Origin of the sequence: Streptomyces sp. NPDC079141, from assembly GCF_040686775.1 — a bacterium.
Lineage (GTDB): Bacteria > Actinomycetota > Actinomycetes > Streptomycetales > Streptomycetaceae > Streptomyces.
Window position 1 is genome coordinate 217,311 of sequence record NZ_JBFBLP010000003.1, and the last position, 14,346, is coordinate 231,656.

General features: G+C 69.7%; 10 protein-coding genes. 3 read left to right on the forward strand and 7 right to left on the reverse strand.

Annotated features, from left to right (window positions below; translation table 11 throughout):
* Window positions 1-23: 23 nt before the first annotated feature.
* Window positions 24-1,490, reverse strand: coding sequence for a non-reducing end alpha-L-arabinofuranosidase family hydrolase (locus tag AB0Q90_RS10730; protein WP_363165503.1), 1,467 nt, complete (start codon window positions 1,488-1,490; stop codon window positions 24-26).
* A gap of 693 nt (window positions 1,491-2,183) precedes the next feature.
* On the opposite strand from AB0Q90_RS10730, the gene AB0Q90_RS10735 reads away from it, so the two are divergent.
* Both AB0Q90_RS10735 and AB0Q90_RS10740 read left to right on the forward strand, forming a co-directional pair.
* Entirely contained in the window at window positions 2,184-3,614 is a 1,431-nt protein-coding gene (locus tag AB0Q90_RS10735) for an endo-1,4-beta-xylanase (RefSeq protein ID WP_363165502.1), read from the forward strand.
* Between the two features lie 30 nt (window positions 3,615-3,644).
* On the forward strand, window positions 3,645-5,012 hold the full coding sequence (locus AB0Q90_RS10740) for an RICIN domain-containing protein (protein WP_363165501.1): 1,368 nt from the start codon (window positions 3,645-3,647) through the stop codon (window positions 5,010-5,012).
* Window positions 5,013-5,179: 167 nt separating this feature from the next.
* On the opposite strand, the gene AB0Q90_RS10745 is transcribed toward AB0Q90_RS10740, so the two are convergent.
* Window positions 5,180-6,832, reverse strand: a complete 1,653-nt coding sequence (locus AB0Q90_RS10745; protein ID WP_363165500.1) for an amidohydrolase — start codon at window positions 6,830-6,832, stop codon at window positions 5,180-5,182.
* Window positions 6,833-6,926: 94 nt separating this feature from the next.
* Entirely contained in the window at window positions 6,927-8,261 is a 1,335-nt protein-coding gene (locus tag AB0Q90_RS10750; protein ID WP_363165499.1) for an MFS transporter, read from the reverse strand.
* 147 nt (window positions 8,262-8,408) lie between these two features.
* Here AB0Q90_RS10750 and AB0Q90_RS10755 point away from each other — a divergent pair, with 147 nt between their 5' ends.
* Window positions 8,409-9,314: a LysR family transcriptional regulator gene (locus AB0Q90_RS10755; RefSeq protein WP_363165498.1), complete on the forward strand. Its 906-nt coding sequence runs from the start codon at window positions 8,409-8,411 to the stop codon at window positions 9,312-9,314.
* 145 nt (window positions 9,315-9,459) lie between these two features.
* Here the strand turns inward: AB0Q90_RS10755 and adh are convergent, their stop codons facing one another.
* From adh to AB0Q90_RS10775, 4 genes are all read right to left on the reverse strand, one after another.
* Complete coding sequence (adh, locus tag AB0Q90_RS10760; RefSeq protein WP_363165497.1) at window positions 9,460-10,983, reverse strand: aldehyde dehydrogenase; 1,524 nt, start codon at window positions 10,981-10,983, stop codon at window positions 9,460-9,462.
* A 163-nt stretch (window positions 10,984-11,146) separates the two neighbouring features.
* Complete coding sequence (locus AB0Q90_RS10765) at window positions 11,147-12,412, reverse strand: GAF domain-containing protein (RefSeq protein ID WP_363165496.1); 1,266 nt, start codon at window positions 12,410-12,412, stop codon at window positions 11,147-11,149.
* A gap of 106 nt (window positions 12,413-12,518) precedes the next feature.
* Complete coding sequence (locus AB0Q90_RS10770) at window positions 12,519-13,118, reverse strand: N-acetylmuramoyl-L-alanine amidase (RefSeq protein ID WP_363165495.1); 600 nt, start codon at window positions 13,116-13,118, stop codon at window positions 12,519-12,521.
* A gap of 35 nt (window positions 13,119-13,153) precedes the next feature.
* The gene (locus AB0Q90_RS10775; RefSeq protein ID WP_363165494.1) at window positions 13,154-14,167 is read right to left on the reverse strand and encodes an acetamidase/formamidase family protein; all 1,014 of its coding nucleotides are present in this window, start codon (window positions 14,165-14,167) and stop codon (window positions 13,154-13,156) included.
* Window positions 14,168-14,346 lie beyond the last annotated feature (179 nt).

The following is a 14,346-nucleotide window of genomic DNA, read 5'->3' on the forward strand; positions in this document are numbered from 1 at the left end:
GGGGCCGGACTCTTGTCACACCGTCAGGGCTGCAGTGTCAGCAGACCCGGACGGTAGGGCAGGAGGCCGTAGTCGCCGCCGGAGTTGGGGCTGCGACCCTGGTAGAGCAACTGCAGATTGCAGGGATCGACGGTCATGGTCTGATCGGCGCTGGTGCGGATCAGTTCGCCATGGCTGATGTCGTTGGTCCACGTGGCGCCACTGTTGGCCTTGCCTGCGAAGGGATTGCTCTCGGTCGCGGCCTGGGGCGTCCAAGTGCCGTTCAGACTGGTGGCCGTGAACGAGCGGAAGTAGCGGCCCTGCGAGCCGATCGCCTCGACGATCATGAGGTAGCGGTTCTGGCCCTGGAGCTTGTAGACCTGCGGGGCCTCGAACAGGTTGTTCGTCGTATCGCTCATGATCGTCGTGTACGAGGAGCCGAAACTGCTCGGGAAGTTCCCGATCGGCATACTGGCCCGGTAGATCTTGCCGTTGTCACCGGCGAAGAACAGGTACATGTTCGACCCGTCGGCGATGAGCGTCTGGTCGATGGGTCCTGTTCCGGAGCCGGAGATGCTTCCGGAGAAGAGCTCCTTCGGTGCTGACCAGCCATTCGGGTTGGTGGGGTCGCTCGACGTCCGGTAGGAGAAGGCGGTCCCGCCCCACTGGTAGGCGAGCACCCAGATGTTCTTCGGCGCGAAGTAGAAGAGCGTGGGCGCGACGGTGGAGGACGACATCGTGTTCTGGCTGGCCGAGGCCATCTCCGACCAATTGGTGAACAGGCCGAAGTTCATCGAACCCCAACTCGTCCCTGCGTCGTGCGTCGTCGCGTAGACGAGTTGCTTGCCGTTGTAGGGGGCGACGGTGAAGTCCTTGAGCGAGACCCACCCGGGCTTGGGCTGTGCCAGTGCGCCCGTTGATGTCCAGCGGTATGTCGACGGAAGATCGCACGGGCCGGGGTTGCTGCCGCCGACCTGGACGAGCTGCCACTGCTGGTTGGCGCCGCCCCAGTCGTCGTACTGGACGATGTTCGCGTTGTCGGCGGTGGAGGCGCCCTGTACTTCAAGGGCCTTGTTGCTGTGGCGAGAGATGAGCCTCACGTAGCCGTCCGAGCTATCGGCCAGCCGCCACTGCTGGTTGGTGCCGTTCAGGTCGGACCACTGGACGATCGAACCGCCGTTCGCGGTGGACCAGTTGTGGACATCCAGCACCTTGCCCGAGTGCCGGGACTTGATGCGGTAGTAGCCGTCCCCGGAATCGACGAACTGCCACTGCTGCTGGGCCTGATCGTTCCTGGTCCACTGGGTGATGCGGGCGCCGTCGTTTGTCGCCAGGTTGTAGACGTCCAGGGCCTTGCCGCTGTTGCGGTTGACCAGCACATACGAGGCGTTGGGATCTATGGTCGCCGCGCCGGCGGGCTGGGCGCCGAGGAAGGTGGCCACGAGCAGGAAGGGCGCAAGAACGGCGAGTAAGCGTCTCAGACGGACCGGGGACCGGTGGCGAAACCACATCAGAGGGCCTCCTTTGCGGGTGGGGATGAGGTGACTCCGATGAACCGTGGAGCGGACGTCCGGGGGACAGCAATCTCGAATGTTTCGAAGAATTCCCGGATGCTTCGACGCCACAAGCTAGGAATGTGAGGCCTTCTGGTCAAGGCCTGTTGCCGATCTGTCCGTAAACAGCGCCTCCTTCTTGGGCTTGACGGGCTGTCACGTCGCCGGGGGATCAGCTTCCGGCTAGCCGCCGTGCAGAAAGTTTCGGGCGACAAACCGAAACTTCTTCTGTGAGGAGTATTGACGATCCACCGTCAACACCTCAATCATCCGTGTCTGGGAAACCGGCCCTGGTTCGAGGTATCGAACCGCGTTGGCTCTGAGCAATCTGTGCCGCACGGCAGATTCACGCACAGCTGCTCGACAGATCCGCGCACCAGAGCACCCGCGCCACCCCGTTTCGTTCCGGTGAGGTTCGCGCCAGCGCATCCTGGCTCTTCGTGCAGTTGGAGAGGTACACGACGCCGCCTGGCGGTCCCCCGGCTGAGCCGCGATGGAGTACCCCCATGCCTGTGTCGAACATGCCTGTGTCGAAACACCGCAGCCCGCCGTACGTCACCCGACGCCCGACCGGGTGCTGCCGCGTGGGAGCGGGCGACGCATTCCCCTGCGTTTCAGTCCTTCCGTGATTTCTACCTTGGAGGCACAGTCATGGGCTCGTATGCCCTTCCCAGATTCGACGTTCGCCGGAAGATCCGCGGCCTGCTGTTGGTGCTGGTCGCCGGCGTGCTGGGTACGGTCGCCGCGCTGGTCGCGCCGCCGAGCGCACACGCCGCCGAGAGCACGCTCGGCGCCGCGGCGGCGCAGAGCGGCCGCTACTTCGGCACCGCCATCGCCTCGGGCAGGCTGGGCGACTCGACGTACACGACGATCGCGAGCCGTGAGTTCAACTCGGTGACAGCCGAGAACGAGATGAAGATCGACGCCACCGAGCCGCAGCGGGGCCAGTTCAACTTCACCGCCGGTGACCGCGTCTACAACTGGGCGGTGCAGAACGGCAAGCAGGTGCGCGGCCACACCCTGGCCTGGCACTCCCAGCAGCCCGGCTGGATGCAGAGCCTCAGCGGCAGCGACCTGCGCCAGGCGATGATCAACCACATCAACGGCGTGATGGGCCACTACAAGGGCAAGATCGCCCAGTGGGACGTCGTGAACGAGGCCTTCGCCGACGGCAGTTCGGGAGCACGGCGCGACTCCAACCTGCAGCGCACCGGCAACGACTGGATCGAGGTCGCCTTCCGCACCGCGCGCGCCGCCGACCCGGCCGCCAAGCTCTGCTACAACGACTACAACGTCGAGAACTGGACCTGGGCCAAGACCCAGGCCATGTACAACATGGTCCGCGACTTCAAGCAGCGCGGCGTGCCGATCGACTGCGTCGGCTTCCAGTCGCACTTCAACAGCGACAGCCCCTACAACAGCAACTTCCGCACCACCCTGCAGAACTTCGCCGCCCTCGGCGTCGACGTGGCCATCACCGAACTCGACATCCAGGGCGCCTCGCCCACGACCTACGCCAACGTGACCAACGACTGCCTGGCCGTCCCCCGCTGTCTCGGCATCACCGTCTGGGGTGTGCGCGACACCGACTCCTGGCGAGCGGAGCAGACGCCGCTGCTGTTCAACGGCGACGGCAGCAAGAAGCCCGCCTACACCGCCGTCCTCAACGCACTCAACGGCGGCTCCACCACGCCCCCTTCGGGTTCCGGGCAGATCAAGGGCGTCGGTTCGGGCCGCTGCCTGGACGTGCCCAGCGCCAGTACGACCGACGGCACCCAGGTCCAGCTGTGGGACTGCCACAGCGGCACCAACCAGCAGTGGACGTCCACCGCCGCCGGTGAGCTGAGGGTCTACGGCAACAAGTGCCTGGACGCCGCCGGCACAGGCAACGGCACCAAGGTCCAGATCTACAGCTGCTGGGGCGGCGACAACCAGAAGTGGCGCCTCAACTCCGACGGATCCATCGTCGGCGTCCAGTCCGGCCTCTGCCTCGACGCCGCCGCGGCCGGCACCGCCAACGGCACCCTGATCCAGCTCTACTCCTGCTCGGGCGGCAGCAACCAGCGCTGGACCCGCACCTGATGGGACCTGTCACGAGCGAAAGGTGAGCCGATGAAGACCTACGGTGCGGCTTCCCCCGCCCCTCCTCGACGACATCGCTGGTGGTCCCGGATTGCCGCCCTGGTGGCGGCGACCCTCGCGATCGGCATGCTCGTCGTGGTGAATCCGACGCCCGCCGCGGCGGCGACGGTGGACACCAACGCCTGGTACGTCCTGGTCAATCGCAACAGCGGCAAGGCGCTGGACGTCTCCGGCGCGTCCACCGCCGACGGCGCGCGGGTCAGCCAGTGGACGCGCCACGACGGAGCCAACCAGCAGTGGCAGTTCGTGGCCTCCGGCGACGGCTTCTACCGCCTCAAGGCCCGGCATTCGGACAAGGTGCTGGACGTGGCCGGCGCCTCGACCGCAGACGGTGCCGCGATCCAGCAGTGGGCCGACCACAACGGGGCCAACCAGCAGTTCCGCCTGGCCGACTCCGACGCGGGCCACGTCCGGCTGATCAACCGCAGCAGCAAGGCGGTGGAGGTGCAGGGCGCCTCCACCGCCGACGGCGCCAACGTCGTCCAGTACACCGACTGGGGCGGCGCCAACCAGCAATGGCAGATGATCAAGCTGTCGTCCGGTGGCGGCGGCGGATGCGGCAGCGCCCCGACGCTGGCGAGCGGTACACACACGATTCAGAGCGGCGGCAAGAGCCGCAGCTTCATCCTCAGGGTTCCCGCCAACTACGACAACAACCACCCCTACCGGCTGATCTTCGCGTTCCACTGGCGGGGCGGAACCGCCGGCGACGTCGCCTCGGGCGGCACGAGTGGGAGCGCCTGGTCCTACTACGGCCAACAGGAACAGTCGAACAACAGCGCAATCCTTGTCGCCCCCCAGGGCCTCGGCAACGGCTGGGCCAACTCGGGCGGTGAGGACGTCACCTTCGTCGACGACATGATCCGGCGCATCGAGAGCGGCCTCTGCGTCAACCCGGCGCAGCGTTTCGCCACGGGATTCAGCTGGGGCGGCGGCATGAGCTACGCACTCGCCTGCAGCCGGGCGAACGTCTTCCGGGCCGTCGCGGTCATGTCCGGCGCTCAGATCAGCGGGTGCAGCGGTGGCACCCAGCCCATCGCCTACTTCGGAATCCACGGCATCAGCGACTCCGTCCTCAACATCTCGCAAGGACGGTCCCTGCGCGACAAGTTCGTCGGCAACAACGGCTGCACGCCCCAGAGCCCGCGCGAGCCCGCGCCGGGCAGCCGAACGCACATCACCACCACCTACTCGGGCTGCCGCGCCGGATACCCGGTCCAGTGGGCCGCGTTCGACGGAGGCCACATACCCGGTCCGGTCGACGGCTCCACCGGCGAAAGCGGCGTCACCACCTGGACCAAGACAGAGATCTGGAGGTTCTTCGCACAGTTCCAGTGACACCCCCGCACCAAGGAGTGGAGCCAGGACGATCCTGGCTCCACTCCGTCGACGTCCGTCCCGGATCGAAGGACGGAGAGGCCTCTTCAGGAGAGCAACGCCGGTCCGGCACGCCCCAGTTTGATGAAAGTCCGCGTGTCAGGCCTCCGCAGCGGGAGGCGGGCCGCTCAGGAGACCTTCAGGGCCCCGGCGTCGTGGGCGACACGACCGCCGACGACAGTCGCCCCGACCGTCAGCTCCGCGATGCGTTCGGCGGCCACGCCCAGCAGGTCGTCGCTCAGAACGGTGAAGTCGGCGAGCATGCCGCGGGCGAGGGTCCCCTTGACCCGCTCCTCGTGCACCGCGTACGCCGAACCGACGGTGTACGCGTACAGGGCATCGCGGGCCGTCACCGCCTCGTCCGGACCGATCGGCGCGCCCGACGCCGTACGCCGGTTCACCATGTCGTGGATGCTCAGGAGCGGGTCGGAGGCGACCACGGGCGCGTCCGAGGAGCCGGGCAGTACCACGCCGGCGTCCAGGAACGACCGCATGCGGTAGGCGAGCCGGCCCCGCTCGGGACCGAGCGCCGCCAGCAGCCCGTCACCGGTCTCCGACAGGAACCGGCCCTGAGGCACCGGGATCAGGCCGAGCTCCGCGATCCGGGCGACCTGCGCGTCGCTCGCCACGCCCGCGTGCTCGATCCGGTGGCGAACGTCCCTGCGCGGGTGTGCCCGTCCCGCCTCCTCGTACGCGTCAAGTACGACGTCCAGGGCCGCGTCGCCGATCGCGTGCGTGGCGACCTGCCAGCCGCAGCGGTGCGCTTCCACGATGTACCGGCGCAGCTGCTCGCGCTCGAAGGCGAGCAGGCCGCTGTTGCCGGGGGAGTCGTGGTAGTCGCAGCACATCGCGGCCGAGCGGCCGATCAGCGAGCCGTCGGAGAGGATCTTCGTCGGCCCGATGCGCAGCCACTCGTCGCCGAAGCCCGTCCGCAACCCCAGGTCGAGCCCGTACCAGGAGGCGCCGGGCTCGCAGACGCCGCAGTCGTGCAGCGCGGTGATGTACGGCATGAGCGTCATCCGTACGCCGAGCAGCGCCCGCTCCCGCGCCCGCATGAAGGCGTCCAGGTCGGCGGGCCCGTTGCCGATGAGGCCCACGACGCCGATGCCGGGCTCGGTCACGCTGGTCAGGCCGACGGCGAGGGCGGCCCGCGACCCTTCCGCGATGTTGGCGATCCACTCCTCGGCGGGCAACGGACGCAGCACCCGCTCCACCGGCCGCATCGCGGCCTCCTTCAGCAGGCCCGCCGCGCGCCCGTCCGCATCGCGTACGACTTCGCCGCCGGGCACGTCGGGGACGGCGGCGAGATCGGGGAATCCGGCCCGGGCGAACGCCTTCGTGCCGGCCACGGCCATGTGGCCCGAGGTGTGCACCAGCCAGACCGGACGACCCTGGGCGGCGCGGTCCAGCGCCTCGGCCGTCGGATGGGCGCCGATCTTGTTCTGGTCGTAACCGGAGCCCACCACCCAGGCGTCGGCGGGCAGCGCCGCGGCCCGCTCGGCGACGGCCCGGTACAGCGCGTCGAGGTCGGGCGCCGCGTCGGCGGAGACGTCCAGTTGGCGTCGTCGCTCGCCGACCATGCTGAGGTGGTGGTGCGCGTCGTTGAAGCCCGGGACGGCGTGCGCGCCGCCGAGGTCGACGACCGTGTCGGCGGTGCAGCCATCCAAGTCCTCGTCGAGGGCGACGATCCGGCCGCCGAGAACGCCCAGGGCGCGGGCCGTTGGGCGGTCCGGGTCGAGGGTGGTGAATCGTCCGTTGCGGAACACGGCGTCGAGGCGCACGCGGCAACTCCTTCGAAATGAGTGGAACCGGCGGCCGCCGCCCACGGTGAGGATGAGGGAAGCGGCGGCCGCCGGGGTCGGAGTGCGGCGGGGATCAGACCGCCGCGGGGACGCGCGGCGCCGTGGCCTCGCGCCGGTCGCCGGCCCGGCCCAGCGCCGCGACGCACACGGTGGTGACCAGCAGCAGGACCGTGTAGAACCCGGCCACGGGCCAGATCGAGCCGCCGCCGGAGGTCAGTACGGACTGGGCGATCAGCGGGGTCGTACCGCCGATGAGGGTCGAGCACAGCTGGTACGAGAGCGAGATGCCGGTGTAGCGGACCTTGGAGGGGAAGGCGCGGGCGAGGAAGCCGGCGAGGACGGCGTAGTACCCGGCGCCGCAGACGACGGCGAGCGCGATCCCGCAGAACACGAGCACCGGCTGCGCGCTGCCGATCAGCAGGAACATCGGGATCGTGACGACGATGTTGGCGAGCAGCGAGACGACCATGAAACGGGTCTCGCCGACCCGCTCGGCGATCAGCGCGCCGCACGGCTGCCAGAGAAACTGCACGACGGCGCAGGCGAGCAGGACGTACAGCATCGTCTGCCGGTCCATGTGGAGCTCGTTGGTGGTCCAGGCCAGCACGAACGTGTTGGTGAAGTACGCGGCGGAGATGCCCATGACCGAGGCGCCGATGCCCAGCAGCACGGTCCGCCAGTTGGTGCGCAGCACCTCGGCGACCGGCAGCTTCACCACCTCGCCGTTGTCCTTGACCCGCTCGAAGTCGTTCGACTCCTCGACCTTCAGGCGGATCACGAGGCCGACCACGACGAGCAGACCCGACAGCAGGAACGGCAGGCGCCAGCCCCAGGACAGGAAGGCGGCATCGTCGAGGGTGGTCACGGCGAGGAAGACCAGCGTCGACAGGATCGCTCCCGCCGGGGAGCCCTGCTGCACCATCATGGCGTAGAAGGAGCCGCGGCCCTTCGGCGCGCTCTCCGAGGCCATGAGGACGGCGCCGCCCCACTCGCCGCCGACGGCGATGCCCTGGACGGCGCGCAGCAGCGCCAGGAGCAGCGGGGCGGCGACCCCGATCTGCGCGTAGGTCGGCAGCACACCGACCAGGAAGGTGGCCCCGCCCATCAGCACCAGGGTGGTGACCAGCGTGCCCTTGCGCCCCATCCGGTCACCGAAGTGGCCGAAGATGACGCCGCCGAGCGGCCGGGCCAGGAACCCGACCCAGAAGGTCGCGAAGGAGGCCAGCACGCCTGCCGCCGGCGACACCTCGGGGAAGAACAGCTTTCCGAAGACCAGCGCGGAGGCCGTGCCGTAGATGAAGAAGTCGTACCACTCGATGGCCGTGCCGACGAACGAGGCGAGACCGGCGCGCCGGGCCTGGTGCGAAGCACGGGTTCCACCCGGGGCGGCGGGGTGGATGACGTTCATGGAGCCTCCGGCAGACTGTGAGCCAGACGGTGAATCAGGGACAGCCACAGTCTGAATTCGGCCACTCATGCCGTCTAATACTTGATGGATCGCGATTCCATGCCTGCGAGGCATGGGACGGTCCGATCGAGCCGCCAGGAGGACGTCATGGAACTACGGGTGCTGCGCTATTTCCTCGCCGTCGCCGAGGCGGATTCGGTCACCGCCGCCGCCCGGCAGGTGCATGTCGCCCAGCCCTCCCTCTCCCGCCAACTGAGCGCCCTGGAAAAGGACTTGGGAGTCTCGCTCTTCACCCGCCGCCCGGGATCACTGACCCTGAACGCCGCCGGCCGCCGTTTCCGCCCCATCGCCCAGGACCTGGTGCGCCGCGCCGAGCAGGCCGCCGAGACGATGGCCGCCGTCGGCCGCGACGAGCCCGTGGCCCTGACGGCGGTCGCGTCTCCCACCACGGTCGCGCACCTCCTCGCACCCTTCATGGCCGCCGCCGGTCCCGAGGGTCCCGCGCTCCGTGACGCCCTCCAGGAGGAGCCCAGCAAGGTCTTCGACACCTTGCTGCGCAGCGACGCCGACCTCGGTATCTCCACCATCCCCGCCCCTGCCCCGCTGGAGTCGGCGTTCCTCGGGCGCTCGCCGGTCCTCGCCCAGGTGCCGGGCGGCCACCCCTGGAGCGGGCGCACCGAGATCACCCTCGCCGAGCTGGTCACCGAACCGCTGATCCTGATGACCCGCACCAACATGACCCGGCTCGTCGTCGACGAGGCGGTCGTCCGTGCGGGCCTCTCGCTCACGGCCGTGACGGAGACCGGCTCGTCGGCCTTCGCCCAGGCGCTCGCCGCCGCCGGCCGGGGCGTCTGCCTGGTCTCCGACGCAACCCGATTCGACCTCACCGAACTGACCGTGCGCACCCCCGACGGCCTGCTGACCGTCCCCCTGTACGCGGGATGGGACCCCGCCCACTACGCCCGCTCCGCCATCCACGACCTCGTCGAGGGCCTGCGCGCCTACTGCGACCGCCACGCGCGACGCCTCCTTGCGCCGGTCTCCGAAGGGTGAGCGGGCCGTCGAGTGACGGATGCCCGTCGCGGACAGGAACGGCAACGGGAAGTACAGGAAGCGCGGCCGCCCCGGCTCCGGCGGGGGATGCGGAGCGGGACGGCCGCGGCCGAGACACGATGGGAGAACCGCAGGCCCGGTCGACTCAGAAGAATCCGAGCTTCTTCGGGGAGTAGCTGACCAGCAGATTCTTCGTCTGCTGGTAGTGCTCCAGCATCATTTTGTGCGTCTCGCGCCCGATGCCCGAGCCCTTGTAGCCGCCGAACGCCGCGTGCGCCGGGTAGGCGTGGTAGCAGTTCGTCCACACCCGGCCCGCCTGGATCGCGCGACCCGCGCGGTACGCGGTGTTGATGTCGCGCGTCCACACGCCGGCCCCGAGGCCGTACAGCGTGTCATTGGCGATCTTGATGGCGTCGTCGAAGTCGTCGAACGACGTCACCGACACCACCGGCCCGAAGATCTCCTCCTGGAAGATCCGCATACGGTTGTCGCCCTCGAAGATGGTCGGCTGGACGTAGTAGCCGCCCTTCAACTCGCCGTCGTGTTCGATGCGTTCACCGCCGGTCAGGACCTTGGCGCCCTCCTGCCGGCCGATGTCCAGGTAGGAGAGGATCTTCTCCAGCTGGTCGTTGGAGGCCTGCGCGCCGATCATCGTGTCCGTGTCGAGCGGGTGGCCCGTCTTGATCTGCTCGGTGCGGGCTACGGCCGCCTCCATGAACTCCGCGTAGTGGCCCCGCTGGACCAGCGCCCGCGACGGACAGGTGCACACCTCGCCCTGGTTGAGCGCGAACATGGTGAAGCCTTCGAGCGCCTTGTCGCGGAAGTCGTCGTCCGCCCCCCACACGTCCGCGAAGAAGATGTTCGGCGACTTGCCGCCGAGTTCGAGGGTGACCGGGGTGATGTTCTCCGAGGCGTACTGCATGATCAGCCGGCCGGTCGTGGTCTCACCGGTGAACGCCACTTTCGCCACCCGCGGGCTGGACGCCAGCGGCTTGCCCGCCTCCACGCCGAAGCCGTTGACGATGTTCACGACGCCGGGCGGCAGCAGGTCGGCGACCAGGCTCATCCAGTAGTGGATGGACGCCGGGGTCTGCTCGGCCGGCTTGAGGACGACCGCGTTGCCCGCCGCCAACGCCGGGGCCAGCTTCCAAGTCGCCATCAGGATCGGGAAGTTCCACGGGATGATCTGCGCGACGACCCCGAGCGGCTCGTGGAAGTGGTAGGCGACCGTGTCGTCGTCGACCTCGCCGAGCGAACCCTCCTGCGCGCGGATCGCGCCCGCGAAGTAGCGGAAGTGGTCGATGGCCAGCGGGATGTCGGCCGCCAGCGTCTCACGCACCGGCTTGCCGTTCTCCCAGCTCTCGGCGACCGCCAGCTTCTCCAGGTTCGCCTCCATACGGTCGGCGATCTTCAGCAGGACGTCGGAGCGCTCGGTCACCGACGTACGGCCCCAGGCCGGCGCGGCCGCGTGCGCCGCGTCTAGCGCCCGCTCCACGTCCTCCGCCGTCCCGCGCGCGATCTCGGTGAACGGCTGCCCGTTCACGGGCGAGGGGTTCTCGAAGTACTGCCCCCGGATCGGCGGCACGTATTCCCCGCCGATGAAGTGGTCGTAGCGCGCCTGGTAGGAGACGATCGCGCCCTCGGTGCCGGGCGCCGCGTATCGGGTCATGCTGCTCTGCCTCCCTGCAGAAGCGCTGCCCGCCGTTGGGCAGCTCTCGGCGCGAGGCTAGGGAGCGGGAGGTTGCAGCTACGTTGCGGTCGCCGGGTGGGGTGGTGTGGGCGGGCGGGCTCGGGCGGGGGAGCTGCGCGACCGGCGCCACAGTGCGGGAGCGTTACCGCTGCCACCCGGCGGGCAGCGCCAGTTCCGACTCCAGCGCGGCCAGCCGGGACCGCACCGCCGACGTCGGCCGGACCGCCGCGAGCGCCCTCCATACGTCGAGGTCGTCCTCGCCCCACGGGGCGTGCGCCCAGTCCGCCAGCAGGTCGGGATCGCGCCGGGCGATCAACGCCGTACGGAGCCCGTCCGCCAGCCGCCGCCTCAGCCGCACCACCGCCGGTGCCTGGGAGGTCGGCAGCAGCGGGCCGGTGTACGCCGTCGCCGCCGCCGTGACCGCGCCGGTCTCCAGGCGTCGCTCCACGACGGCGACGTCGGACTCGACCGGAACGGTGAGCCGGTAGGGCCGCGAGGCCAGCAGCGCGGGTCCGAGGATCCGGCGCAGCCGGGCGAGCTCGGCGCGCAACGTCACCGGTGTCACCGACTCGTCCTCGTACAGTGCGCACAGCAGCTCGTCGCCGGTCAGACCCTCCGGGTGGCGGGCCAGCAGGACGAGGATCTCGCTGTGCCGGCGGCTGAGCCGGAGGCTGTGGCCGCCGGTGAGCAGGTGGGCCTCGTCCCGGCCCAGCGCGGTCAGCTCGGGCGTGTCGACGGCCGGCCGCTCCGGGGTGAGCAGGGCCAGCTGCGACTCGGCCGCCCGGGCCACGGCCTGGACGAAACCCAGGCTGTGCGGATGAGCCAGCCCGTTGCCGCCGGTGATGTCCACGGCCCCCAGCACTCGCCCGGTGCGCGGATCGTGCACCGGCGCCGCCGCACAGGTCCACGGCTGCACCTGCCGTATGAAGTGCTCGGCGGCGAAGACCTGCACCGGCCGTCCCACGGCGACTGCGGTGCCCGGAGCGTTCGTGCCCATCGCGGCCTCCGACCACCTGGCCCCCGGCACGAAGTTCATCCGCCCCGCCCGCCGCCGGGTCGTGGCATGCCCCTCGACCCACAGCAGCCGGCCGTGCTCGTCGCACACCGCGAGGAGGTGCTCGCCGTCGGCCGCGAACGTGCCCATCAGCTCACGGACCAGCGGCATCACCCGCGCCAGCGGATGCTCCGCACGGTAGGCGCCGAGATCGCCGTCCACGAGTTCCACGCTCGCCGTGCCGTCGGGCCCGACCCCCGCGCGCGCGGAACGCCGCCACGAGTCGGCCACCACGGCCCGCACCGGCTTGGGCACGGTGCCCGCCTCGGTGAACGTCTCATGAGCGCGACGCAGCATGCGGGCGTGCTCGGCAGGGTCGGCCCCCGGCTCCAGGGCCACCCACGGATCGGTCAACTTTGCCTCCCCGACGGCGATGCGGCTGGGGACATCGTCACTCCGGGTACGCGCGCGGACAACCTTTTCGACCGCGGTCACCCGATTGAAGGGCGTGCTCCGGCCATCAGGCGAGACGGACGAGTCTGAGGTACCGTGCCCAGTCCCAGTGCGGCCCGGGGTCGGTGTGGTCGGTGCCGGGTACTTCGTGGTGGCCGATGATGTGCGTGCGGTCCCTGGGGATGCCGTGTCTGGTGCAGATCGCCGCGGTGAGCGCGGCCGACCGCTTGTACAGGGCGTCGGTGAAATGGGCGGGCCGGTCCACCCAGCCCTCGTGTTCGATGCCGACGCTGCGGGTGTTGTAGTCCCAGTTCCCCGCGTGCCAGGCGACGTCCGCCTCCCGCACGCACTGCGCGACGTGCCCGTCGGCCGACCGGACGACGTAGTGGGCGGACACCCTCTTCTTCGGGTTCCGGAAGATGTCGAGGGCCGTGGTGAAGGTCGTCTGCGTGACATGGATGATCACGAGGTCGACGGGATACGCCGTGGGCCGGTTCGACGCGGTGTAGTTGGCGGTGTTCGCCTGCTGCCACTCGGCCGTCGGATGGTCGGGGGCCTGGACCTGCGCATTGGCGCGCGGGTCGGGGAGCAGTGCGTAGGGGACGGCGGCGAGGGCGGCGCCCTTGAGGAGCCGTCGCCTGCTGGTGGCCGGTCGTGCCTGTTCCATGGGTGGTGCCTTTCGACGAGGGGCGGCCGGCGTGCTCAGCCGAACAGTGCCGCGGCGGTCTCCCGCAGACGCGCGTGCACTGCGCGGTACGTCGCGCGCTCGGGCAGCCACTGCTTGCGGAGCTTGGCCACGCACGTGTAGTTGGTGTCGCACACGTTGGCCAACGGCGACTCGACGGCCTGGGTTGCGAACTGGTACGCGTCCAGCTCACTGAACCCGTAGTCGCGCACCAGCCACTGCACCAGGTCGAGCTGGGATATTCGGAACGCGTCCTCCAACGGGCGTGCCGACCCGGTCGAGATGATGTGGGTGTCCGACTCCAGCCGCGGCCACGGTGTGGCGAGCCCCTTGAGCAACTCGACGATCACCACGGTGTTCATCGCGCACTCGACGGCGACCCCGCAGGTCTCGCCCTCGCCCTGCCGGGCGTGCCCGTCGCCGAGGCTGAGCAGTGCTCCCTCGACATTGACTCCGAGATAGCAGGTGACGCCCGCCCGCATCTCGGGCGTGTCCATGTTTCCGCCGTGCGCGTCCGGCACCAGCGCCGAGCGGACCTCCAAATTGGCAGGGGCCACACCCACGGTGCCGTGCATCGGATCGAGCGGCAGTTCGGCCTCGAAGTCGCTGTCGTGCGCCCGGAACAGTGCCGTGCGCCGGGTCCGGTCGAGCTGCCAGATCCAGACCGTCTCCGGCAGCGGAGGCTGCAGGGTGGCCGTGGTGTGGGTCGAGGTGAGGGCGCCGAACAGCGGGACCGTGGTGGACGCTCCCCAGTCGCGTGCCGGTTCGATCGAGACGAAGTGCACGGCGACGGTGTCCCCGGGCTCCGCGTCCTCGATGTGGAACGGGCCCGTCTGCGGGTTGAGGAAGGGGAACTCGCACACCTCGGACACCAGGTCCTTCTCCGAGCGCACCCGTCCGGTGAAGCAGTCCTCCGTGTACAGGTCAAGGACGGTGCCCGGCGCGATGCGCGCCACCGGTGGCGCTCCGCCGAACGTCCAGGCGTACTCGCCGGGTTCGGGGCGCACGGTCAGGATCCTGGGGTCGCTCATCGCTGCACAGCTCCGTTCTCGGACGGTCGGTCCGGGCGAGGTCCGCGAGGGCAGGGACAGGGGCGGGCACGGCTGGACGCTCGGCACGCCGTCCCTGGTCACGACCGGATGGCTGCGCCTTGCGTGGATCACGGTACGGCGCCCACGAGTTGGGCAGAAGCGAACGCCGTGTTTCCGTG

Excerpts from the sequence above, each read along its gene's own strand:
- AB0Q90_RS10730 (WP_363165503.1), bottom strand. The coding sequence starts at position 1,490 with ATGTGGTTTCGCCACCGGTCCCCGGTCCGTCTGAGACGCTTACTCGCC.
- AB0Q90_RS10735 (WP_363165502.1), top strand. The coding sequence starts at position 2,184 with ATGGGCTCGTATGCCCTTCCCAGATTCGACGTTCGCCGGAAGATCCGC.
- AB0Q90_RS10740 (WP_363165501.1), top strand. The coding sequence starts at position 3,645 with ATGAAGACCTACGGTGCGGCTTCCCCCGCCCCTCCTCGACGACATCGC.
- AB0Q90_RS10750 (WP_363165499.1), bottom strand. The coding sequence starts at position 8,261 with ATGAACGTCATCCACCCCGCCGCCCCGGGTGGAACCCGTGCTTCGCAC.
- AB0Q90_RS10755 (WP_363165498.1), top strand. The coding sequence starts at position 8,409 with ATGGAACTACGGGTGCTGCGCTATTTCCTCGCCGTCGCCGAGGCGGAT.
- adh (WP_363165497.1), bottom strand. The coding sequence starts at position 10,983 with ATGACCCGATACGCGGCGCCCGGCACCGAGGGCGCGATCGTCTCCTAC.
- AB0Q90_RS10770 (WP_363165495.1), bottom strand. The coding sequence starts at position 13,118 with ATGGAACAGGCACGACCGGCCACCAGCAGGCGACGGCTCCTCAAGGGC.
- AB0Q90_RS10775 (WP_363165494.1), bottom strand. The coding sequence starts at position 14,167 with ATGAGCGACCCCAGGATCCTGACCGTGCGCCCCGAACCCGGCGAGTAC.